Genomic DNA, 20,723 nt, shown 5'->3' with positions numbered 1-20,723 from the left:
GACGGCTCAGATAGCGCACAAAGTCACGCCCCGCCATGCGCGGCACCTCTTTGTAGGACTAGTCAGACAACGTTCAGCTTGGCATGATGGTTGTAAATAATTGTTATTCCCAACCGGCAACTCTCCATGGCTGTCCTCATCCCCTCGCTCAGCGCCAGCGCGTCCCGCATGACGACGGGCGAGCGTCGTCTGGCCGAGCGGCTGGAACAGAAGCTCGATAGCGACTACCTGCTCTGGTACGACGTGCCCGTCGGGCCCAAACGATCACACCCCGACTTCATCGTGCTGCACCCGCTGCGTGGCCTGCTCATCCTCGAGGTGAAGGACTGGCGGCTCGAGACCATCCAGAAGGCCACCCGCGGCATGTGGGAGATCGTGCCCGGCGGCGAGCTGAAGTCGGTCAACAACCCCTTCGAGCAGGCGCGGCACTACGCCGAGGAAGTGGTCGACGCGCTCAAGCGCGACCCGCAACTGGTGCAGCCCAGCGGCAAGTGGCAGGGCATGCTGACCTTTCCGTGGAGCTACGGCGTTGTCTTCAGCCACATCACGCGCCGGCAGTTCGAGGCCAGCGGACTGAACCACGCCATTGACGGGCATCGGGTGCTGTGCGCCGACGAGATGCAGGAGAACGCCGACCCCGAAGACCTGCAGAGCCAGCTGTGGGGCATGTTCCCCACGCTCATGCGCGGCGCGCTCACCTTGCCGCAGATCGACCGCGTGCGATGGCTGCTGTTCCCCGAGGTGCGCGTCAACTCGCAACGCAGCCTGTTCGACGGCTCTGACCCCGGCCAGGACGAAGCGGCCGAACGCGCGCTGCCCAGCATCCTCAGCGTCATGGACCTCCAGCAGGAGCAACTGGCACGCAGCCTGGGCGACGGCCACCGCGTGATCCACGGCGTGGCCGGTTCGGGCAAGACCATGATCCTCGGCTACCGCGCCGAATTCCTGGCCCAGGCCGCGAACGCGGCCAAGCCCGTACTGGTGCTTTGCTACAACGAGCCGCTGGCCGTGAAGCTCGCCTCGGTCATGGAAGCCAAGGGCCTGACCGAGCGCGTGCATGTGCGCCACTTCCACAAGTGGTGCCGCGACCAGCTCGTCGCCTTCGGCCAGGAACTGCCGCCGCACAAGATGGCGGTGAGCGCCAAGATGGACGACATGGTCGACCGCGTGATTCGCGCCGTCGACCGCAAGCACATCCCGTCGGGCCAGTACCTCGCCGTGCTCATCGACGAAGGCCACGACTTCCGCCCTGAATGGCTGAAGCTGGTGACGCAGATGGTCGACCCCAGCACCAACAGCCTGCTGCTCCTGTACGACGACGCGCAGAGCATCTACGAGCGGCAGCGCAGCAAGCAGTTCAGCTTCAAGAGCGTCGGCATCCAGGCGCAGGGGCGCACCACGGTGCTGAAGATCAACTACCGCAACACGCGGCAGATCCTGCAGACGGCCAGTCAGATCGCGGGCGGGCTGCTCACGGCCGAGAACTCCGAACAGGGCGACGACGGCATTCCGCTGCTGCTACCCGTGAGCTGCGGCCGCGAAGGGCCGGAGCCGATGGTGATCAACCTGCCCACGCTGCATGAAGAAGCCGCGAAGGTTGCCGAGTTGCTGAGTGCGGCGCATCAGGAAGGGCATGCGTGGGGCGACATGGCGGTGCTGTGTCGGCACTACGAGGGGATGGAGGAATGCGCCCGAGCGCTGACGCGCCGCAAGTTGCCGCATCAGATGCGCAAGGGGTCGGGGGATTTCAAGCCGTTGGAGGACAGCATCAAGGTAATGACGATGCATGTCAGCAAGGGGTTGGAGTTTCCGATCGTGGCTGTCATGGGGCTCAGCGAATCGTCTGCCAAGCAGGAAGAGGTGGAAGCGGAAGCGCGGTTGCTCTATGTCGCCGCTACGCGAGCCACGCAGAAACTCCTAATTGCAAAGACATCGCCAAGCCAAAGTCAAATCTAGCGGCGCCCTAAAAGAAATTATTGCTGTGTGCAACACAGATCATGAGATCTAAACGCTGCATCCATGAACTATCAAAAACAACACGCTCAGCGTCCTCCACCATGAAGCTTGCCCAGGTCCGCATACGGAACTTCCGCTGTTATCGCGCTGAATTTTCAATGAATTTCGATGAGCTAACTTGCATCATCGCCAAAAACGATGCAGGGAAGTCAACTGTACTCGAGGCACTCGAAGCCTTCTTCAATCTGGAAAAGGTTGATGCTGAGGACCGATCAATTGGCGTTGCGAACGCATCCCCAATCGAGATCACTTGTGTTTTTCGCGATGTTCAGGCACGTTTGGTCGTCGATTCGGATGCAACAATCTCTCCGCAGAACGAGCACCTTTTAAATGCCGATGGCTTGCTTGAGATAACAAAAAGATTCTCTGGCGCCTCGCCGAAGTGCGAACAGGTCTTTGTGAAGGCAATGCACCCGTCTGCGGACCAATTCAATGATCTCTTCTCACTGACCATTGCACAGTTGCGGAGACGAGCGCAAGACCTGGGTGTAAACCTCGACGGGGTCAACCAGGCGATCAAGTCTGCCATCCGTCATGCCATCTGGAACTCTGTCCCCGTAGCTAGCCTCGCTTTGACGGAGGTTCAGCTCGAAGTTAAGACTTCGATTTGGAAACCCTTGCAAAACGCCCTGCCGCTGTATCAACTCTTTCGTGCAGATAGGCCCAGCTCAGATCAAGACGCTGAAGCTCAGGATCCGCTGAAGTACGCGATCAAGGAGGCCTTGGCAAGTCAGCAAGTGGAGCTTGATGCGATAGGTAGTCACGTCAGGCAGCAAGTCGAAGCGGTCACCCGAGCAACCATCGAGAAGATACGTGAGATGGACCCCGCCCTTGCAAGTGAGCTCAATCCGGTCTTTTCAACACTTAACTGGTCGAAGGTATTCTCAGTTTCCCTAACCGCAGAGGACCAAGTTCCTTTGAATAAGCGCGGAAGCGGCGTCAGGCGTCTATTCCTTATCAACTTCTTCCGAGCCAAGGCCGAGCAGCTCGCTGGAGACCGAGGCGCACCCGACGTCATCCTTGCAATCGAGGAGCCCGAAACCTCTCAGCATCCGAACAATCAGTTGCTGCTGCTAGAGGCACTTCTCGATCTCTCTCAGTCGCCCTCCACCCAGGTTTTACTCACAACGCACAACCCGCTCCTTGCGCGAAAAATCGATCAAACGCAAATTCGCTTCATAGAGGTTGGGCAAGATCGAGTCCGCGCAGTCGCTCCGAACGATGAGGCCGCCTCCGTGCGTCTACGCGATACTTTGGGAATTCTCCCCAATCACAATGTACGTGTTTTTGTTGGAGTTGAAGGGCCAAACGATATTGAGTTTATGAGCAGAGTCTCGGCATTACTCTCGGCAACGGAAGGTGATATTCCTAACCTTCACGTTGCAGAACAGTCGGGCACGCTCGTCTACATTCCTATGGGCGGCTCTACGCTTGAGCTCTGGACGAATCGCCTTCAAGGCTTGGCGATTCCTGAAATTCACATAATGGACCGCGACAACCAGCCCCCTCTGCCACCAAAGTACGAGGCTTCAGCGACTCTTGTGAATGCTCGAGGGGACGGAGCATTCGCATTCACCACTTCATGCAGAGAGATGGAGAACTTGATTCACCGCGACGCAATCCACGAAGAGTTTGGTTGCGCGCCCGCTGTCATTCTTCCCTTTGATGATGTGCCTGCATTGGTGGCAGAACTCGTTCACGCGGCATCTGGTTCACCAAACCCGTGGGGAACACTTGAGGAGGACAAGCGCGGAAAGAAGATCAGCAGGGCCAAGCGCCGTCTCAATAGAGGAGCTACCGATCGAATGACTGTTGATCGCCTAAACGCTTCCGATCCGGCAGGAGAGGTTCGAGTCTGGCTCAGAAGAATCGGTCAATACCTCCAGTGACGGCTAACCCCTCGCTCAAGCGGAGCGCCAACAGAAGGACGCCAAGCCCGGGCCGGTACGCCGCTAATTTCCACCGGCCAGGGTTTTGGGGGCCTACCGTTGTCGTCTGCTTGACTCGAACGTTCCGCATCACAAACCCAACGATGCAATATCTTTACCAAAAGTATTCGCACTAAGCACATTGGATTCAGAATTCCCGCCCCAGGTTGTCCGTGCGTTAGACGCGGCCAAGCGAGCGCTGGTCGATATTGAACCAGCTGGCCAACCGCGTTCGAAAACCGAAGGAATGGGTTTGGTTCTGTCTTCGAGGACTAGAGCTAGCTACGAGTTGCCAGCCTACTACCTCGTCTATTTCCTTTTTGTTGATGCGCTCAGCTATCCAAGCCTCGGGCAGTGGGAGAAGTCTGCCTGGACCGTCCCCATCCGTTACCGCGGAAGACTGTTTGGAATCGAACACCGAAAAATGGGCCTCGGAATTTTCGCCCCGAATCTTGAACCAGGGGCTAGAAATAGCGGAACACCTACCACTCAAGCAGAAGAAGACGCGATAGCCATCGCAGATCAGATAAAAACCGCCGTCGTAGCAGCCGAACCCTATTTCCAGTGGAGAGCTGAGCAGGCTGTTTTGACCTCAGACCTGAATGTTGCGAACAAGAGCGAAGTACTTTTTGATCGCTATGTCTACTTTCGGGACTCTTTTCGAAAACTCCTTGAAGACGCGAACCGAAGACAGGACGAGAAGGTCATCGAAGAAAGCAGCCCAAGAGCCGACGTGACGTTCACTAGTGTGTTTTATCCTTCGCAGGCCTTACGCAGGGAAGCCAAATGGAACGCTCAAGCGGCAATCGAGGCTTTTTTTAGCTGGACCGAGCACGCCTTCATTCACTTGGCAGTTCTTCAGGGTAGGCTGAAAACTGGTACTGACGTTGCTCGTCTCGCCGAAGCAGACTGGAAGAGAAAGTTCAAAGCGGCACTAGATGTTGAGGAAGCTCAAACAAAGCTGCACTACGACACGCTCCTGGATCTTCGCGCTCAGGTGCGAAATTTTGTAGCCCACGGCGCCTTTGGAAAGCGCGGCGAAGCCTTTAAATTTCATACTGGGGCCGGCGCTGTACCCGTGCTGCTTACCAGCGACCAGCACCAAAAATTCAACCTGAGTGGACGTCCACCGTTTGAGGAACGAACTGCCATCGACCAAGTCGAGTTGTTCTTGCAGTTTTTATGGTCGGGTCCCTACGCGCCAGCGCAACACTATTTGTCCAGCGGACTTCCGAGCATCTTGACTTATGCGGTCGACGGAACATACATAAATGCGATGCAGTCCACTGCCGATATGAAGTCCTTCATCAATGAATTTACCCGCCAGGTTGATCGAGCGGCAAACATGGAGTGGTAGTCCGCAATGCTGTTAACAAATTGCTCAACTGGCCCCTACACAGCTGAAACCTCGGGCGTCACTTGTCTTGGGAAGCGCACTTCATGACCGGAGAAATGAATCTAACCCTGCCGTCTGGCACATAACTAGAAGCCATTGGTCGCCCCCGCCCTCCGCAACGCCGCCCTTATCGTCGACAACCCGCGCAGCAAATGCGCATCCAACTCCTCCAGCATCGCGTTCAGGTCATCCCCGATCGCCAGCTTCAGGAACAGTTGGTGGTTCTCCGCATAGTCCGGCTTGGGCGTGTGCGTCAGCCGGCACACGGCGAAGCCGAGCTGGATCTTCTGGGTCATCTGCTGCCACACGTCGAGCAGCAGGTGGTTGCCGCAGCGCTCGTAGACCAGCCCGTGGAAGTGCGCTTCGGCGGCGCTTTCGCGGTTGAGGTCGCGGTTGGCGGCGGCTTCGGCCAGGGCTTCGTAGCGGGCGGTCATCTCGGTGCGGAAGGCGGCGTCGCGTTGTGGCCAGAGGCGGATGAAGGCCTGCTTTTCCATGATGCGGCGCACCTCGTACACGTCGCTCATCGTCTCTTCGTCGATGTCGGCGACGTAGGTGCCGGCGTAGGGGCGGTTCACGACCAGGCCGGTTTCGATGAGCTCGCGGATGGCTTCGCGCAGCAGGCCGCGGCTCACGCCGAACTGGGTGGCGAAGTGGCTTTCGACCAACTGCGTGCCGGGCGCGATCTTGCCGGTGAGGATGGCAGTGCGCAGCGTCTGGGCGACGTAGTCGCGGCGGGTGGCAGACGGCGCGGGCGCGAAGTCGGGGAGAAGGGTGTGGGTCGCCATCGCTGTGAGGTTCTCGTTCTGTAGCGCTTCGGGCGCTCAAGCGCTGCGCAGGGCCAATCGCTTTTCAAGTCGGCCCGCAGCCCAGGCGCCGGGGTAGATGAGCACGAAGTAAATCACGGCCACGGCGGTGAGCATTTCAAGCGGCCGGTACGACACGGCGCTGAGTGCGCGGCCTTGGTACATCAACTCGTGCACGGCGATCACCGAGGCGACCGAGGTGTTCTTCGCCAGCTCGATGCCGCGGTTGGTAAAGGCCGGCAGCATGCGCTTGAGCACTTGCGGCAGCACCACGCGGCGCAGCACCTGCGTGCGCTGCATGCCGATGGCGAGGGCGCCTTCCCACTGGCCCTTGGGCAGCGACGCGATGCCGCCGCGGAAGATCTCCGAGCAGTACGCCGACGCATTGAGCGTGAGCGCCAGCAGGGCCGCCACATACGGGCTCAGCTGGATGCCGGTGACGATGGGGAACGCATAGAAGAACCACACCAGCTGGATGAGGATGGGGATGTTGCGGAACAGCTCCATGTAGCCGCGCGCCATCGCACCGATCCAGCGGCTGCCGGAACGCGCGCCGAGTGCGATCAGCACACCGACGAGCATTGCCGCCGGAAACGCCACCGCCCACAGCCCGGCCGTGACGCCCACGCCCCGCAGCAGCACGCGCCAGTTCTGCAGGATGGCCGAGAAGTCCCAGGTGAAGTCCATGGCTTTAGGCTCCCTGCGGGCGGGTCGACACGCCCAGCCGGTGTTCGAGCGCACGGGCGCCGATGCTCAGCACCAGCAGCGTGCAGAAGAAGATGGCCGCGACCACGGTGTAGACCTCGAGCGGGCGGAAGGTGATGGAGTTGACCTGCATCGCCTGGTACAGCAGGTCGGAATAGGCCAGCGTCGACGCCAGCGCGGTGGTCTTGATGAGTTCGAAAGACCGTTCGATGAAGGGTGGCACCATGCGCGCCATGGCCTGCGGCAGCACCACGCGGCGCAGCGCCTGGTGCGGCTTCATGCCGATGGCGCGGGCGCCTTCCCACTGGCCGCGCTCGACCGACACCACGCCGCCGCGGAACACCTCGGCGAAGAAGGCGCCCGACTGCGTCGACAGCGCGATGACGGCCGCCACGTACGGGTCGAGGCTCACGCCGATGAGCACCGGCAGGGCATAGAAGGCCCAGAAGAAGTGCACCAGCGGCGGCGTGTTGCGATAGAACTCGATGAACCACAAGGCCGGCAACGCGAGCCACCGCTTGCCCGACAGCCGCAGCGTGGCCAGCACGATGCCGACCACCACGCCCACCGCGATGGCGACGGCCGCGATCTTCATCGTGCCGACGAAGCCGGCCAGCAGCATGTCGCGGTGCGCCCAGACGCCGCTGAAGTCCCACTCGTAGTTCATCGCTCTACCGATCGATTCGCTTTACTGGCCCAGCGTTTCCTTCATCACGCCGGGCACGGTGGCGGCGTCGATGTTCTTGGTCTTGAGGTACTGCGCGTACAACGCCTGCGTCTGGCCCGAGGTGTAGAGCTTGCCGATGATGGTGTCGAGCTGGTCGCGGAAGGCGGTGTCGGCCTCGCGGCGGATGCCCACGCTGGTCGGCAGCGCGACGACCGGTTGCGGCACCACCACCTTGCCCTTGCGGATCTTCGAGTACGCGATGACCAGGGCCGGGTGATAGAAGCCGATGGCGTCGACGCGGCCCGACATGAAGGCGGCCACGGTTTCGTCGGTGTTGGTGAAGCGCTCGATCTTGGCCTTGGGCAGGCGCACCGTCAGGTCGCGGTCGGTGGCGGTGCCCAGCGCCACGCCGATGCGCACTTCAGGCTTGTCGAGGTCGGCCCAGTTCTTGGCGACCAGGCCGTCCTTGGTGAGCACGCCCTGTGCGTACCAGAGCAGCGGATTCGCCGGGAAGTCGAGCGCCTTCTTGCGCTCCTCGGTGGCGTCGAGCACGAACATCGCGTCGATCTGGCCCGACTGCAACGCGGCCACGCTGTTGCCCCAGGTGGTTTCGACCGGCGTCATCTTCACGCCCATCTCCTTGGCGACCTGCTCGCCGAGCAGCACGCCCAGGCCGGTCCACTTGTCGGCGGCCGGATCGCGGAAGTACCACGGGTCGCCCGGCGCGACGCCGATGCGCAGTTCGCCGGCCGACTTGATCTTCTGCAGGGTCTGTGCGGACACGGCAAGGCTGCCGAGCGAGAGGGCGGTGGCGAGCGTGACGGTGAGGGCACGGCGCAGGAACGAGGTGTGGGCGTTCATGGTGTTTCCGGTGGCAGGTTGAGGGACGTGGGGTGATGGACGTGGGGAGAAAGGGAAATCAAGCGGCGGCCGGCAGCGTGCCGTGCGCTTCGGTGGCGCTCGCGATGTAGGCGCGGTAGAGCGCATCGAGCCGCTGCGTGACCGGGCCGCCCGGCACCAGCGCGCGGCCGTCGACCGACTGCACCGGCGTGATGCCGGCCAGCGTGCCGGTGACGAAGGCCTCGTCGGCGGCGTACACCTCGGCCAGCGTGAAGTCGCCTTCGACCACCGGGATGCCCGCTTCGCGCGCCAGCCGCGCAATGGTGGCGCGCGTGATGCCGTTGAAGCAGTAGCGCCCCGACGACGTCCACAGCGCGCCGTTGCGCACGATGAAGAAGTTGGTGGAGTTGCAGCTGGCGACGAAACCCTGCGGGTCGAGCATCAGCGCCTCGTCGGCACCGGCCTGGATCGCCTGGATCAGCGCCTGGATGAAGTTGAGCCGGCTGTGCGAGTTGAGCCGCAGGTCGAACACGTCGGGCCCACTGCAGCGGAAGGTGGAGGTGAAGAGCTTCAGCCCCTTCTGCTTGGCCTCGGGCGTGACGACCTTGTGCTCGGCCACGCACACGATGGTGGCGCTGCCGATGATGAAGCGCGGGTCCTGGTTGGGCGTCTTCTTCACGCCGCGGGTGACCATCAGCCGCGCGTGCGCGCCGTCGCGCATGCCGTTGCGCAGGAACGTGTCGGTCACGACCTTCTTGATCTGGTCCTTGCTCATGCCGATGTCGAGCGAGATGGACTTGGCGCCTTCCCACAGGCGGTCGATGTGCGCGTCGAAGGACACGATGCGGCCGTCGACCAGCCGCACGCCTTCCCACACGCCGTCGCCGCAGACGTAGCCCGCGTCGAACACCGACACCGTCGCCTGATGGCGCGGCACGAAGTTGCCGTTGACGTAGACGAGCACGCCGTCGTTGCGGTCGTCGGGGGTGTAGGCCTGGGAACTGGTCTTGGAAATCTTGGAGGAGGCGCTGTCGGCGGACATGGTCGTGTGGTCGGTTCGTTCAGAAATGGAAGGCGGTGAAGCGCTCGAGAAAGCGCTGCGTGCGTTCCTGCTTCGGGTGCTTGAGCACCTCGTCGGGCGTGCCGGTCTCGTGCAGTTGGCCGTCGGCGAGGAAGACGACCTTGGTGGCGAAGTGATAGGCGAAGCCCAGTTCGTGCGTCACCAGCAGCATGGTCCGGCCTTCCTTGGCGAGCGCGAGGATGGTCGACAGCACCTCGCCGACCAGCTCCGGGTCGAGCGAGGACGTGGGCTCGTCGAACAGCAGCACCTCCGGCTCCATGGCCAGCGCGCGGGCGATGGCCACGCGCTGCTGCTGCCCGCCCGAGAGGTGGCCGGGGTAGGCGTCGGCTTTCTCGGCGAGGCCCACCTTGGTCAATTCACGCAGTGCGCGCTCACGTGCATCGTTCTTCGACACGCCCTTGACGGTAACCAGCCCCTCCATGACGTTCTGCAGCACCGTCATGTGCGGGAACAGGTTGAACTGCTGGAACACCATGCCGACCTGCTTGCGCACCTCGCTCAGCTCGGCCTGGCCGTAGCGCACCTCGCCGCCGTCGCGCGGCGGCATGCCGACGGCGCGGCCCTTGAGCACCACGCGGCCGGCCGAGGGCATTTCCATGAAGTTGAGGCAGCGCAGCAGCGTGCTCTTGCCCGAGCCGCTCGACCCGATGATGGCGATGCGGTCGCCCGGCTGCACGTCGAGGTCGATGCCCTTCAGTACGGCGTGGTCGCCGAAGCGCTTGTGCAGGGCCTGGATCTGGAGGATGGGCGATGTGTCGGTCATGGGTCGGCGGATCGTAGCGATTGTCGGACAATCGACAATCGGTAGTTGTACGACCCAAGCAACGTCCATGCCTGCGATTCGCGGCACCGAGGACAATCGCCTGTTCCGCGCCATCGCGCGCCCTTTCCGAAAATTCCCATGAAGCGCCTCTTCCTCCAATCCGCCCTCGCCCTTCTCGCCACCGCCAGCCTGGGCTCCATGGCCCAGGCGCAAACGACCGTGCTGCGCGTCTCGGCCATTCCCGACGAGGCGCCGACCGAGCTGCAGCGCAAGTTCAAACCGCTGGGCGACTACCTCGCGCAGGCCACCGGCCTGCCGGTGCAGTTCACGCCCGTGACCGACTACGCCGCCGTGGTCGAAGGCCTGGCCACCAACAAGATCGACCTGGCCTGGCTGGGCGGCTTCACCTTCGTGCAGGCCAAGCTGCGCACCGACGGCAAGGCGCTGCCGATCGTCCAGCGCACCGAGGACGAGGTGTTCACCAGCAAGTTCATCGTGCCGATCGACAGCAAGGCCAAGTCGCTGGCCGACCTGAAGGGCGGCACCTTCGCCTTCGGCGCGCCGTCGTCGACCTCGGGCAGCCTGATGCCGCGCTACTTCCTGCTGCAGGACAAGATCGAGCCCGAGCGCGACTTCAAGACGGTGGCCTATTCCGGCGCGCACGACGCCACGGTGGCCTTCGTGGCGGCCGGCCGTGCCGACGCGGGCGTGCTCAACGCCTCGGTGTGGGAGAAGCTGGTCGAAGCCAAGAACCCGAACGCGCTCAAGGTGCGGGTGTTGGCGACGACGCCGACCTACTACGACTACAACTGGACGGTGCGCCCCGGCCTCGATGCGGCACTGACCAAGAAACTGACCGACGCCTTCCTGGCGCTCGACGCCAGCAACCCGGCGCACAAGGACATCCTGGCGCTGCAGCGCGCGTCGAAGTTCATCCCGACCAAGGCGTCGAACTACGACGGCATCGAAGCGGCCGGCAAGTCGGCCGGGCTGATCAAGTAAGCAAACGCGCGATCGGAGTCCGAGGGTGACGCTTTCGCTGCACGGCGTGGCCCTGCGCCATGCCAACGGCTTCACCGCCATTGCCGATGCCAGCCTGCAGGTGGCGCAGGGCGAGCGCGTGGCCGTCATCGGGCCGTCGGGCGCGGGCAAGACCAGCCTGCTGCGCATCGCGGCCACCTCGGTGCGGCCCAGCGCCGGGCAGGTCGAGCTGCTGGGGCAGGCGCCGTGGCAGCTGTCTGCCGGCGCGCTGAAGGCACTGCGCGCGCGCGTGGGGCTGGTGCATCAAGCGCCGCCGATTCCGCCGCGGCTGCGGGTGGTGACGGCGGTGCTCGCCGGCCGGCTCGGCGTGTGGTCGACGCGGCGCGCGCTGCTGTCGCTGCTGAGGCCGGCCGACGCGACCGGCGCGCAGGCCGCGTTGGCACGGCTCGGCCTGGGCGACCGGGTGTTCGACCGCTGCGACCGGCTCTCCGGCGGGCAGCTGCAGCGCGTGGGCATCGCGCGCGTGCTGTACCAGGCGCCCGATCTCATCCTGGCCGACGAGCCGGTGTCGGCGCTCGACCCGACGCTGGCCGACGCCACGCTGCGCGAGCTGGTGGCGCAGTGCGAGACCACCGGCGCCACGCTGGTCGCTTCGCTGCATGCCGTCGACCTGGCGCTGAAATGGTTCGGCCGCATCGTCGGCATGCGCGAAGGCCGTGTCGCCTTCGACGCCGCCGCGGCCGACGTCAGTACCGAGATGCTGCGCGAGCTGTATGCCGCCGAGGGCGGCGTGGTGCCGGTGCATGCGCACGACGACGCCACGGCCAGGGCGGTGGGCGACCCCGACAGCCACGCCTCGGCGCTGATGTGCCGGTGAGCCGATGACCCGCGCGATGCACGCCGCCGCACCGCCGCCGCTGCGCGACCCGTTGGCCCGTGGCCGGCTGGGCGGCCTGATCGTCGCGCTGCTGCTGCTGTGGCCGGTGCTGGTCGTCACCGACTTCCGGCCGCTGGCGCTGTTCGACGGCAACAGCCTGAAGGTGATGGGCGGCTTCCTCGCCGGCTTCCTGCCGCCGGCCGTCGACGCCGACTTTCTCGCGCTGCTGCTGAAGGCCACGCTCGAGACGCTGGCGATGGCGACGGCCGGCATCGCGCTGGCCTTCGTCGTCGCCGTGCCGCTGGCGCTCGCCGTGACGCAGTCGCTCTCGGTGTCGCGCATCGGCCCGGGGCCGGGACGCTGGCGCGGGCAGCTGCTGCGCGCTGCGGCGCGCGGGCTCCTTACCGTGCTGCGCGGCGTGCCCGAGGTGGTGTGGGCGCTGGTGCTGGTGCGCGCGCTCGGCCTGGGGCCCGCGGCCGGCGTGCTGGCGCTGGCCATCACCTACGGCGGCATGCTCGGCAAGGTGTACGCGGAGATCCTCGAATCGGGCGACACCCGGCCGGCACGCGCGCTGCTCGAAGCCGGCGGCGGCCGGCTGGCGGCGCTGGGCTACGGCCTGCTGCCCGGCGCGGCGCAGGAGCTGGCGTCGTACACCGTCTACCGCTGGGAATGCGCGGTGCGCGCCTCGGTGGTGATGGGCTTCGTCGGCGCCGGCGGGCTGGGCCAGCTGATGGACCAGTCGATGAAGATGCTCAACGGCGGCGAGGCCAGCAGCATCCTCATCGTCTTCCTGCTGCTGGTGCTGATGGCCGACGCCATCAGCGCGCTGCTGCGCAAGGTACTGGCGTGAGCGCGCGCGGCCTCGTGGTGTTCGGGCTGGTGCTGCTGGCCGTGGCCGCCAGCTTCGTCTACCTGGCCCTCGATGTGCGCGGCCTGTTCAGCGGCGAGTCGCTGCGCTCGATGGGCCGCTTCGTCGCCGAGTTCTTCCCACCCGACCTCTCGCCGGCCTTCCTCGCGAAGACCGCGTGGGGCGCGCTGCAGACGCTGGCGGTGTCGGCGCTCGGCACGCTGCTCGCGGTGCTCGCCGGTGCGGTGCTGGCGCTGCCGGCGTCGGGCCGCTTCGGCACGGCCCCCAAGCAGGCGGCACGCTTCGCGCTCAACGGCCTGCGCAGCGTGCCCGAGCTGGTGTGGGCCGCGCTGATGGTGTTGGCGGCCGGGCTTGGCCCCTTCGCCGGCGTGCTGGCGCTGGCGCTGCACACCAGCGGCGTGTTCGGCCGGCTCTTCAGCGAGGCGCTGGAAAACGCACCCACCGCGCCCGAGCGCGCGCTGCGCGACGCCGGCAGCGGCGCCACCCTGGCCTTCGCCTACGGAACGCTGCCGGGCGTCGCACCGCAGTGGCTGGCCTACACGCTCTACCGCTGGGAAATGAACATCCGCATGGCCGCGGTGCTGGGCTTCGTCGGCGCCGGCGGCCTGGGACAGATGCTGTACTTCCACCTCTCGCTGTTCCAGCAGGCGCAGGCCTCGACGGTCATCCTTGCGATGTTCGTGATGGTGGTGGCGGTCGATACGGCGAGCGGCCGGCTGCGGCGCGGGCTGGCGCCGGCGCAGGGCTGACGCACGGGCGTTGCGCGCAGCGCGCAGGCCGTGCCGCTCACTTCATCGCGCACTCGCCCACGAACGGGTCGGCGTGGTCGGTCATCGTGGTGCCGACCAGCTTGTTCGCGAACTTGCCTTGCGCGTCCTTCTCGACGACGCGCATGTATAGGTTGTGAATCGGGAACTGGTTGGTGTTGAACTTGAACGGCCCGCGCACCGATGCGAAGTCGGCCTTGCGCAATGCCTTGCGCAGCGCGTCCTTGTCCTCCACCTTGCCGCCGACGGCGCGCACGGCGCTGTCGATCAGCATCGCGGTGTCGTAGGCCTGTGACGCATACAGCGTGGGCGCGCGGCCGTAGGCCTTGCGGAAGTCGGCGACGAACTTCTGGTTGGCGGGGTTGGGCAGGTCCGACGCCCACTGCGACGCGTTGTAGAGCCCGACGATCGGCTCGCCGATGGCGCCGATGGTGTCTTCGTCGCCCGAGAAGCCGGGCGCCAGCAGCGTGACCTGCTTCGACAACCCCGACGCGCCGAACTGCTTGATGAAGTTCACGCCCATGCCGCCGGGCAGGAAGAAGAACACCGCGTCGGGCTTGGCCGCGCGCATCGTCGCGAGTTCGGGCGCGTAGTCGAGCTGGCCCATCTTGGTGTAAAGCTCTTCGACGATCTCGCCCTTGTACTGGCGCTTGAAGCCGGCCAGCGATTCGCGGCCGCCGGGGTAGTTGGGCGCGATGAGCGCCACGCGCGCGAGCTTGCGGTCTGTCGCGTACTTGCCCACGGCCTGCGGGATGTCTTCGTTGTGCCAGGCCACCGCGAAGAAGTTGCGGTTGCACTTCGCGCCGGCGTAGTCGCTCGGGCCGGTGTTGGGGCTCAGGTAGATGGTGTCGCTCGCCAGGATGCCGGGCAGCAGCGGCAGCAGCACGTTGCTGAAGACGACGCCGGTCACGAGGTCGACCTTGTCGCGCTTGATGAAGCGGTCGACGGCCTGCAGCCCGCTCTCGGGCTTCTGCTGGTCGTCGATGATTTCCATCTGCACCGGCAGGCCGCCGAGCTTGTCGCCGCTGTTCTTGATGCCGAGGTTGAAGCCGTCGCGCACCTCGTTGCCGATCACTGCGCCGGGGCCCGACAGCGTCGTGAGGAAGCCGATCTTGATCGCGTCGGCCGCCTGCGCGGTGGCGGCGGCGAGCAGGGCGCCGCCGAGGGTGGCCGCCAGGGCGAGGCGGTGCAGGGAGGGACGTGGCATGCGGGGCTCCAGTGGATCGGGCGGTGAGGGCAAGGGTGCGGCAAAGTCTAGGAGCCGACCGACGTCCGCAGCTATCCGCAAACGGCAAGTGCGCGGCGGCGGGCTGTCCGATTTACGCAGCGCACCGCGCGCCCGGCTTGCCTTGCCGATTCCGGACAAGCCCTTGCCGATCGCGGCTAGTTCGCGCCGGTCGATCTGCCCACACTGGCGGCTTGCATCGTGACCGACAAGGACCCCATTCGATGATTGCCGATGACGAGCTGGCCGCCCTGGTGCGGCCCGACAGCGTGAACAAGCGCGTCTACACCGACCCCGCCATCTTCGCGCTGGAGATGGAACGCATCTACGGCCGCGCCTGGATCTACGTCGGCCACGAGAGCCAGGTGCCGAACACCGGCGACTACCACACGACCCGCCTGGGCGATCAGGACGTCGTGCTGGTGCGCGCCGCCGACGGCGCGGTGAAGGTGCTCTACAACCGCTGCCCGCACAAGGGCGCCAAGCTGGTGAGCGAAGGCGACGGCTGCGCCGGCAAGTTCTTCCGCTGCCCGTACCACGCGTGGACCTTCAAGCTCGACGGCACGCACCTCAGTGCGCCGATGCGCGACGGCTTCGAGGGCACGGCCTACGACCCGACGAACCCGCAGTTCTCGATGGCGCCGGTGGCGCGCGTCGACAGCTACCGCGGCTTCGTCTTCGCCAGCCAGAGCGCCGAAGGGCCAGGGCTTCGCGACTTTCTCGGCGGTGTGGCGAGCTCCATCGACAACCTGTGCGACCGCTCGCCGATCGGCGAGGTCGAGGTGGTCGGCGGCGTGTTCCGCGTGCTGCAGGAGTCGAACTGGAAGGTGTTCTACGAGAACCTGCACGACACGATGCATGCGCGCGTGACGCACGAGTCGTCGTTTCGCGCGGCACGCGACGAGGCGGCGGCGATCGGCGAGATGCCCTTCGAACTGCTGATCCAGGACGGCAACGGCGAGCCCTACACCTTCTGGGAAAAGCTGGAGCTGCGGGCCTACCACGGCGGCCACGGCTACATGGAAGGCATCTTCGACCCCGGCGCCGCCACGCGCGACCCGGTGGCACGGGCGCACTTCGAGTGCCTGAGCGACGCGGTGGGCGAGGAGCGTGCCCACGAAGTGCTCGGCATGAACCGCCACAACACCATCCTCTACGGCAGCGGCTCACCGCACAACGTGTTCCAGCAGTTCCGCGTGATCCGCCCGCTGGCGGTCGACCGCACGCTGATCGAGATCCAGCTGTTCCGCTGCAAGGGCGCGCCCGACGCGGTGTTCGACCGTGCGCTGACCTATGCCAACCTCATCAACTCGCCCTCGTCGAACGTGATGCCCGACGACGTGGAGCTGTACCGCCGCTGCCAGCAGGGCAACAACACGCGCGGCGGCGAATGGGTGAGCCTGCACCGCTACGCCGGCACCGACCGCGTGCTGCCCGACGGCGCGGTGTCGACCAACGGCACCAGCGAGCTGCCGATGCGCAACCAGTTCGCCGCGTGGCGCCAGTACATGCTCGGCGACAGGCTGGGCACGGAGGCCGCGCATGCTGCTGCTTGACCGCACCTTCGACGTCTCGACCACACCGCGGACGCCGGCCCCGGCCGACCCGGCGCTGGCACTGGAGGCGGCGCAGTTCATCGGCCGCGAGTCGCGCCTGCTCGACGAACGCCGCTTCGACGACTGGCTCGCGCTGTGGACCGACGAGGGCCGCTACTGGATGCCGCGCCACCATGCGCAGGCCGACCCCTTCGCGCAGATCTCACTGTTCTGGGAAGACCGCATGCTGCGCGAGACCCGGGTGCGCCGCCTGCTGCACCCGCGCAACTGGTCACAGCAACCGCCGACGCGCAGCAGCCGCCTGGTCGGCAACCTCCAGCTCGACGGGCTCGATGCGGCGGGCCATCTCATCGTGTGCGCGACGCTGCACTACGTCGAATACCGGCTCGAGCAGCGCGTGCTGGCCGGCCAGGTCTTCTACAAGCTGGCGCGCGGCGAAGACGGGGGCTTGCGCCTGCAGCTCAAGCGCGTGAACCTCGTCAATTGCGACAGCGTGTTCGGCAACCTCGAGGTGTTCGTGTGACATCCACGCCCACGTTCACGCCCGCGGTGCTGGCGCTGCACTACCAGAACGAGACGCTGCACCCCGACGGGCGCATCCGCGTCGGCCTGGCCGCGGGCGACGGGGTGCGTTACGCCGTGATCGCCGCCGCCTCCACGCTGCTGACCGGTGCCCGCGCACGCGGCTGGCCGATCGTGCATGTGCGCATCGCTTTCCGGCCCGACTACGCGGACTGCCCGCGCAACACACCGATCTTCCGGCGCACCGTCGAACTCGGCGCGGTGCGCGACGGCGAATGGGGCGCGGAGTTTCTGGAAGCGCTCGCGCCGCAGCCGGGCGAGCGCGAATTCGTCGTCACGCACACGCGCATCAGCGCCTTCGCCGGCACGCCCGTCGAGCAACTGCTGCACCTGGTCGATGCGAAGCGGCTGCTGGTCGCCGGCGTGGCCACGCATTCGGTGGTCGAGGGTACGGTGCGCGACGCGGCCGACCGCGGCTTCGACGTGTTCGTGGCGGCCGACGCCTGCGCCGCCGCCGACCGCGCGGTGCACGACGCATCGCTGGCGAGCATGGCGCTGGTGGCGACGGTCACGACGGTGCACGCGGCCTTCGCCGCGCTGGAGGCGGCGGCATGAGCGCGCTGCTGGCCGGCAAGGTCGCGGTCGTCACCGGCGCCACGCAAGGGTTGGGGCGCGACGTGGCGCTCGGGCTGGTCGCGCAGGGGGCGCGCGTCGTGATCGCCGGCATCGACCACGACGCCGGACGCGCTGTGGCGGCTTCGCTCGGCGACATGGCGCTCTACGTCGGCACCGACATCGAGGACGACGCGCAGATCGCCGGTTGCATCGCGACCACGCTCGCGCACTTCGGCCAACTCGACCTGCTGGTGAACAACGCCTGCGTGTACGACGACGCGGGCATCGCATCGACGCGTGCGCAGTGGCTGCACACGCTCAACGTCAACCTGGTGTCGGCCGCGATCTTCGCGCAGCAGGCCGCGGCCGTGATGCCGCGCGGCGGCGTGATCGTCAATCTCGGCAGTGTGGGCGGCAAGTTCGGCGCGGCCGCGCGCGCGACCTATCCGGCGTCGAAGGCCGGCCTGCTCCAGCTGACCCGCAACCTGGCGGTGACGCTGGCGCCGCAAGGCATCCGCTGCGTCAGCGTGTCGCCGGCCTGGACCTGGTCACCGGCCTTGCAGGCGATGGCCGACGGGTCGCTCGAGCGCGCCGATGCCGTGGGCGCGCGGGTGCATCCGCTCGGCCGCGTCGGCCGCGGCGAGGAGGTGGCCGCGGTGGTGGCCTTCGCCTGCTCGAGCGCCGCATCCTGGGTCACCGGCGCCGACCTGCCGGTGGACGGCGGCTTCGCCTGCCTCGGGCCGGACCAGGGACGATCGCCGCGCGAGTGGTTCGAAGCGACGTCGCGCTAAGGAAGCACCGGGTTGGCCTGCGCCCGTTGCACCCGGCGGTCCGCGTCGCGCTGCAGCAGGAAGCGCTGCGACACCAGGCTGTTGGCCGCCGTCGTGACCGCCGCGACGTAGCCGGCCTGGTTGGTGTAGAGCGATTCGAGCGAAGGCCGCGTGTCGCCCGCCGCGATGCGGGCCGACTCGGTCTTGTGGAACGGCAGGAAGCTGCCCGAGAGATTCACCAGGTCGACGATGCCGGGTGTGCTCACATAGTTGAACTCGAGGCTGGTGCCCAGGGGCGCCTGGACGTCGACCGCACGGATGCCGGCCTTCGTGAGGCCGGTGACCGGATCGACCTGCGGCACCAGGATGGCGTAGTCGCGGCCCAGATAGGAAGGCGGCACCTGCGTGGGCACGCCCGACTCGTCCTCCGGCCGGTACTGCGGGCCGTAGTCGAGCAGCGGGAAGCCGTTGTAGCGGGCGAGGTAGCTGAAGGCCGGGACGGCGGTCGGCGTGCCGCCGCTCGGCGGCCAGCTGAGTCCGGCGATGGTCGGGAAGACGAGTTGGCTGGGCCGCACGAGCGTGCCGTCGGCCACCTGGGGCACCTGGCTCGGTGGCGGCGCCACGCCCTGGCTCACCCACGCTTCGAGATCGACGAACAGGGCGCGGAAGGTGTCGGCGGTGTCGACCATCGAGCCGGTCGGGTAGACCGACGACGCCGGGTTGAAGGCGATGCCGGTCGTGAGCCCGCCGCTGCCGGTGGAATGCTGCGAACTCCCGTAGTAGTAGACGCGCGCGTTGTCGGGCTGCGCGAGGTCGCTGAAGCCGAAGGCATCGGTGAGCACCGGCGAACCCTGCAACTGCCAGAACTCGGTGCCCGACAGGCCGAGGAAGAACTTCGGACAGGTCGCGGTCGCCTCGCAACGCTTCATCACGCCGCCCTTGCGCCCCGACACCGCATCGACATAGTCGGCCGCAAGCCCTCGTGGCGCAGTCTGGCCGAAGGCGCGATGGTCGGTGCGCAGGCCGCCGCCGCCACCCGGCACGGCGAAGCGCGTGTTGATGTTGGTCTGCCGGGCCGCGACGTGCGCGTACATGCCGTCGAAGACCTTGCCGCCGTCGAGCCGCTGGTTGAAGCCCAGGTGCAGGAAGGTCTTCATCGCGTTGCCCGACTGCGAGGTGCCTTGGCCGATGGCGACCTTGATCTTGCCGGCCAGCGGATTGGGCGAGCCGGCCGAATCCGCCGCCGTGGAACGGAAGAAGCTGACGGTGTCGCGCAATGCGGCCAGGCCGACCGCCATGACCTTGGGGTCCTTGGCGACGTACTGCAGTTCGTACAGCCGGTTCGGCTGGAAGCCGCCCTTGAGGCAGACGCGCGCCGGATCGGCGGTGCCGGGGAAGGGGTTGGCCGCGGCGTCGCAGGCGGCGAACTTCCAGTCCGACGGCGCGATGGCGACGCGGGGGTCGGTTTCGTTGACCCGCTGGGTCAGCAGGTAGCCGGGCCGGGTGTTGTCGAGCTCGGCCGGCGCGTAGGGAATCATGCTGCCGTTGAAGACGCCGCCGGGCAGCGCGATCGATGGCGTGGGCGCATTGACCAGCAACTCGGTCGCATAGGGGCCGGTGATCGACGAACCGTCCTTGTTCCGGGCCACCGGCACCGTCACCGTGAGGCGCTGCGGCGAACTCTTGGGCACGTCGCCCTGCCAGGCCGAGAACATCCAGACATAGCCGCGCTCGAAGAACTCGGCATCGCTCGGGTTGGCCGCGAGGTTGGGCATCGTCAGGATGTTGCCGCGGTTGGGCGCGTCGTAGCGCAGCACGCCGTTGGCCTTGCTCATGTCCTTGGGCTTGAGCATCGTGAAGTCCGCGCTGTACTCGACCATGCCGCGCGCATTCACCGGCGCCAGTTCGAGGTCCTGGATGATGGCGTTCTTCGGGTCTTTCGGATCGAGCTCGCCGCTGAGGGTGCCGCTGACTTGCTCATAGGCGCCGACGCTGCCGAAGCTGCCCGGAAAGTCCGTGGTGGTGCCGATGGTCAGCTTCAACTGCGGCGCCGACGCGCTGGGCGGCGCCGGTGTCGGTGTCGGTGTCGGTGGTGGGGGAGATGATCCGCCGCCACCGCCACCGCCGCAGGCTGAAATGAAGGCCGCCGCGAACGCGGCGACGATGCGCGCCCGAGGGCTCGATCGTTGTTTCATGCTTGTCTCCTGTCGTTGTGATGTCTCTCGTTCTTGGCACGCAATGTAGGACTGGCCCGTCGATGCGTAAAATCGAAAGTTCAGATCGATTGATCCAAAAGACGGATCATCGAGAGCGGCGCTGAACAGACGCTCGACCCATGCATTC

General features: G+C 66.1%; 19 protein-coding genes. 11 read left to right on the top strand and 8 right to left on the bottom strand.

Going from position 1 to position 20,723, the window contains the following annotated elements; translation table 11 throughout:
* The first annotated feature begins 126 nt into the window (after positions 1-126).
* The 3 genes from ACSFBE_RS10980 (at position 127) to ACSFBE_RS10970 (ending at position 5,301) form a co-directional block, all read left to right on the top strand.
* On the top strand, positions 127-1,956 hold the full coding sequence (locus ACSFBE_RS10980; protein ID WP_435490426.1) for a DEAD/DEAH box helicase: 1,830 nt from the start codon (positions 127-129) through the stop codon (positions 1,954-1,956).
* A gap of 101 nt (positions 1,957-2,057) precedes the next feature.
* Positions 2,058-3,905 carry an ATP-binding protein gene (locus tag ACSFBE_RS10975; protein WP_435490425.1) on the top strand — a complete coding sequence of 616 codons (1,848 nt, stop codon included), beginning with the start codon at positions 2,058-2,060 and terminating at the stop codon, positions 3,903-3,905.
* Positions 3,906-4,086: 181 nt separating this feature from the next.
* On the top strand, positions 4,087-5,301 hold the full coding sequence (locus ACSFBE_RS10970) for a hypothetical protein (protein WP_435490424.1): 1,215 nt from the start codon (positions 4,087-4,089) through the stop codon (positions 5,299-5,301).
* Between the two features lie 125 nt (positions 5,302-5,426).
* Here ACSFBE_RS10970 and ACSFBE_RS10965 read toward each other — a convergent pair whose 3' ends face one another.
* From ACSFBE_RS10965 to ACSFBE_RS10940, 6 genes are read right to left on the bottom strand one after another with little or no spacing between them, the layout of a single operon-like run.
* Entirely contained in the window at positions 5,427-6,125 is a 699-nt protein-coding gene (locus tag ACSFBE_RS10965; protein WP_435490423.1) for a GntR family transcriptional regulator, read from the bottom strand.
* A gap of 36 nt (positions 6,126-6,161) precedes the next feature.
* Positions 6,162-6,830, bottom strand: coding sequence for an amino acid ABC transporter permease (locus tag ACSFBE_RS10960; RefSeq protein WP_435490422.1), 669 nt, complete (start codon positions 6,828-6,830; stop codon positions 6,162-6,164).
* A 4-nt stretch (positions 6,831-6,834) separates the two neighbouring features.
* Complete coding sequence (locus ACSFBE_RS10955) at positions 6,835-7,515, bottom strand: amino acid ABC transporter permease (RefSeq protein WP_435490421.1); 681 nt, start codon at positions 7,513-7,515, stop codon at positions 6,835-6,837.
* Between the two features lie 21 nt (positions 7,516-7,536).
* The gene (locus tag ACSFBE_RS10950; protein WP_435490420.1) at positions 7,537-8,376 is read right to left on the bottom strand and encodes a transporter substrate-binding domain-containing protein; all 840 of its coding nucleotides are present in this window, start codon (positions 8,374-8,376) and stop codon (positions 7,537-7,539) included.
* Between the two features lie 58 nt (positions 8,377-8,434).
* A complete protein-coding gene (locus ACSFBE_RS10945; RefSeq protein ID WP_435490419.1) occupies positions 8,435-9,397 on the bottom strand; it encodes an aminotransferase class IV in 963 nt (320 codons plus the stop codon).
* A gap of 19 nt (positions 9,398-9,416) precedes the next feature.
* Complete coding sequence (locus ACSFBE_RS10940) at positions 9,417-10,199, bottom strand: amino acid ABC transporter ATP-binding protein (protein ID WP_435490418.1); 783 nt, start codon at positions 10,197-10,199, stop codon at positions 9,417-9,419.
* Between the two features lie 138 nt (positions 10,200-10,337).
* Between ACSFBE_RS10940 and ACSFBE_RS10935 the strand changes: the two genes are divergently transcribed.
* Genes ACSFBE_RS10935 through phnE form a run of 4 tightly spaced genes read left to right on the top strand, consistent with a single transcriptional unit; the run spans position 10,338 to position 13,674 of the window.
* Positions 10,338-11,201, top strand: coding sequence for a putative selenate ABC transporter substrate-binding protein (locus ACSFBE_RS10935; RefSeq protein ID WP_435490417.1), 864 nt, complete (start codon positions 10,338-10,340; stop codon positions 11,199-11,201).
* A 25-nt stretch (positions 11,202-11,226) separates the two neighbouring features.
* Positions 11,227-12,057 (top strand): phosphonate ABC transporter ATP-binding protein, encoded by an 831-nt coding sequence (locus ACSFBE_RS10930; RefSeq protein WP_435490416.1) that lies wholly within the window; start codon positions 11,227-11,229, stop codon positions 12,055-12,057.
* A gap of 16 nt (positions 12,058-12,073) precedes the next feature.
* Positions 12,074-12,907 (top strand): PhnE/PtxC family ABC transporter permease, encoded by an 834-nt coding sequence (locus tag ACSFBE_RS10925; RefSeq protein WP_435490415.1) that lies wholly within the window; start codon positions 12,074-12,076, stop codon positions 12,905-12,907.
* Positions 12,904-13,674 (top strand): phosphonate ABC transporter, permease protein PhnE, encoded by a 771-nt coding sequence (phnE, locus tag ACSFBE_RS10920; RefSeq protein ID WP_435490414.1) that lies wholly within the window; start codon positions 12,904-12,906, stop codon positions 13,672-13,674. The genes ACSFBE_RS10925 and phnE overlap by 4 nt, the downstream gene beginning before the upstream one ends.
* 37 nt (positions 13,675-13,711) lie before the next feature.
* On the opposite strand, the gene ACSFBE_RS10915 is transcribed toward phnE, so the two are convergent.
* Positions 13,712-14,899 (bottom strand): ABC transporter substrate-binding protein, encoded by a 1,188-nt coding sequence (locus ACSFBE_RS10915; RefSeq protein ID WP_435490413.1) that lies wholly within the window; start codon positions 14,897-14,899, stop codon positions 13,712-13,714.
* Between the two features lie 242 nt (positions 14,900-15,141).
* On the opposite strand from ACSFBE_RS10915, the gene ACSFBE_RS10910 reads away from it, so the two are divergent.
* From ACSFBE_RS10910 to ACSFBE_RS10895, 4 genes are read left to right on the top strand one after another with little or no spacing between them, the layout of a single operon-like run.
* Positions 15,142-16,473, top strand: a complete 1,332-nt coding sequence (locus ACSFBE_RS10910; protein ID WP_435490412.1) for an aromatic ring-hydroxylating dioxygenase subunit alpha — start codon at positions 15,142-15,144, stop codon at positions 16,471-16,473.
* Entirely contained in the window at positions 16,460-16,996 is a 537-nt protein-coding gene (locus ACSFBE_RS10905) for an aromatic-ring-hydroxylating dioxygenase subunit beta (protein ID WP_435490411.1), read from the top strand. The genes ACSFBE_RS10910 and ACSFBE_RS10905 overlap by 14 nt, the downstream gene beginning before the upstream one ends.
* Positions 16,993-17,610, top strand: a complete 618-nt coding sequence (locus tag ACSFBE_RS10900; RefSeq protein ID WP_435490410.1) for a cysteine hydrolase family protein — start codon at positions 16,993-16,995, stop codon at positions 17,608-17,610. The genes ACSFBE_RS10905 and ACSFBE_RS10900 overlap by 4 nt, the downstream gene beginning before the upstream one ends.
* Complete coding sequence (locus tag ACSFBE_RS10895; protein ID WP_435490409.1) at positions 17,607-18,401, top strand: SDR family oxidoreductase; 795 nt, start codon at positions 17,607-17,609, stop codon at positions 18,399-18,401. The genes ACSFBE_RS10900 and ACSFBE_RS10895 overlap by 4 nt, the downstream gene beginning before the upstream one ends.
* Here the strand turns inward: ACSFBE_RS10895 and ACSFBE_RS10890 are convergent.
* A complete protein-coding gene (locus ACSFBE_RS10890; RefSeq protein WP_435490408.1) occupies positions 18,398-20,575 on the bottom strand; it encodes an alpha/beta hydrolase domain-containing protein in 2,178 nt (725 codons plus the stop codon). The two genes, ACSFBE_RS10895 and ACSFBE_RS10890, sit on opposite strands and share 4 nt — an antisense overlap.
* Positions 20,576-20,723: the final 148 nt, after the last annotated feature.

The organism is Variovorax sucrosi, from assembly GCF_051216635.1.
Lineage (GTDB): Bacteria > Pseudomonadota > Gammaproteobacteria > Burkholderiales > Burkholderiaceae_C > Variovorax.
This window is presented reverse-complemented; position numbering and strand designations above follow the sequence as displayed.

What these genes read in the sequence shown, in the direction of transcription:
- ACSFBE_RS10925 (WP_435490415.1), top strand. Translation starts at nt 12,074, where the DNA reads ATGCACGCCGCCGCACCGCCGCCGCTGCGCGACCCGTTGGCCCGTGGC.
- ACSFBE_RS10890 (WP_435490408.1), bottom strand. Translation starts at nt 20,575, where the DNA reads ATGAAACAACGATCGAGCCCTCGGGCGCGCATCGTCGCCGCGTTCGCG.
- ACSFBE_RS10940 (WP_435490418.1), bottom strand. Translation starts at nt 10,199, where the DNA reads ATGACCGACACATCGCCCATCCTCCAGATCCAGGCCCTGCACAAGCGC.
- ACSFBE_RS10935 (WP_435490417.1), top strand. Translation starts at nt 10,338, where the DNA reads ATGAAGCGCCTCTTCCTCCAATCCGCCCTCGCCCTTCTCGCCACCGCC.
- ACSFBE_RS10905 (WP_435490411.1), top strand. Translation starts at nt 16,460, where the DNA reads ATGCTGCTGCTTGACCGCACCTTCGACGTCTCGACCACACCGCGGACG.
- ACSFBE_RS10915 (WP_435490413.1), bottom strand. Translation starts at nt 14,899, where the DNA reads ATGCCACGTCCCTCCCTGCACCGCCTCGCCCTGGCGGCCACCCTCGGC.
- ACSFBE_RS10895 (WP_435490409.1), top strand. Translation starts at nt 17,607, where the DNA reads ATGAGCGCGCTGCTGGCCGGCAAGGTCGCGGTCGTCACCGGCGCCACG.
- ACSFBE_RS10950 (WP_435490420.1), bottom strand. Translation starts at nt 8,376, where the DNA reads ATGAACGCCCACACCTCGTTCCTGCGCCGTGCCCTCACCGTCACGCTC.
- ACSFBE_RS10955 (WP_435490421.1), bottom strand. Translation starts at nt 7,515, where the DNA reads ATGAACTACGAGTGGGACTTCAGCGGCGTCTGGGCGCACCGCGACATG.
- ACSFBE_RS10945 (WP_435490419.1), bottom strand. Translation starts at nt 9,397, where the DNA reads ATGTCCGCCGACAGCGCCTCCTCCAAGATTTCCAAGACCAGTTCCCAG.
- ACSFBE_RS10980 (WP_435490426.1), top strand. Translation starts at nt 127, where the DNA reads ATGGCTGTCCTCATCCCCTCGCTCAGCGCCAGCGCGTCCCGCATGACG.
- ACSFBE_RS10910 (WP_435490412.1), top strand. Translation starts at nt 15,142, where the DNA reads ATGATTGCCGATGACGAGCTGGCCGCCCTGGTGCGGCCCGACAGCGTG.
- ACSFBE_RS10960 (WP_435490422.1), bottom strand. Translation starts at nt 6,830, where the DNA reads ATGGACTTCACCTGGGACTTCTCGGCCATCCTGCAGAACTGGCGCGTG.
- ACSFBE_RS10965 (WP_435490423.1), bottom strand. Translation starts at nt 6,125, where the DNA reads ATGGCGACCCACACCCTTCTCCCCGACTTCGCGCCCGCGCCGTCTGCC.
- ACSFBE_RS10975 (WP_435490425.1), top strand. Translation starts at nt 2,058, where the DNA reads ATGAAGCTTGCCCAGGTCCGCATACGGAACTTCCGCTGTTATCGCGCT.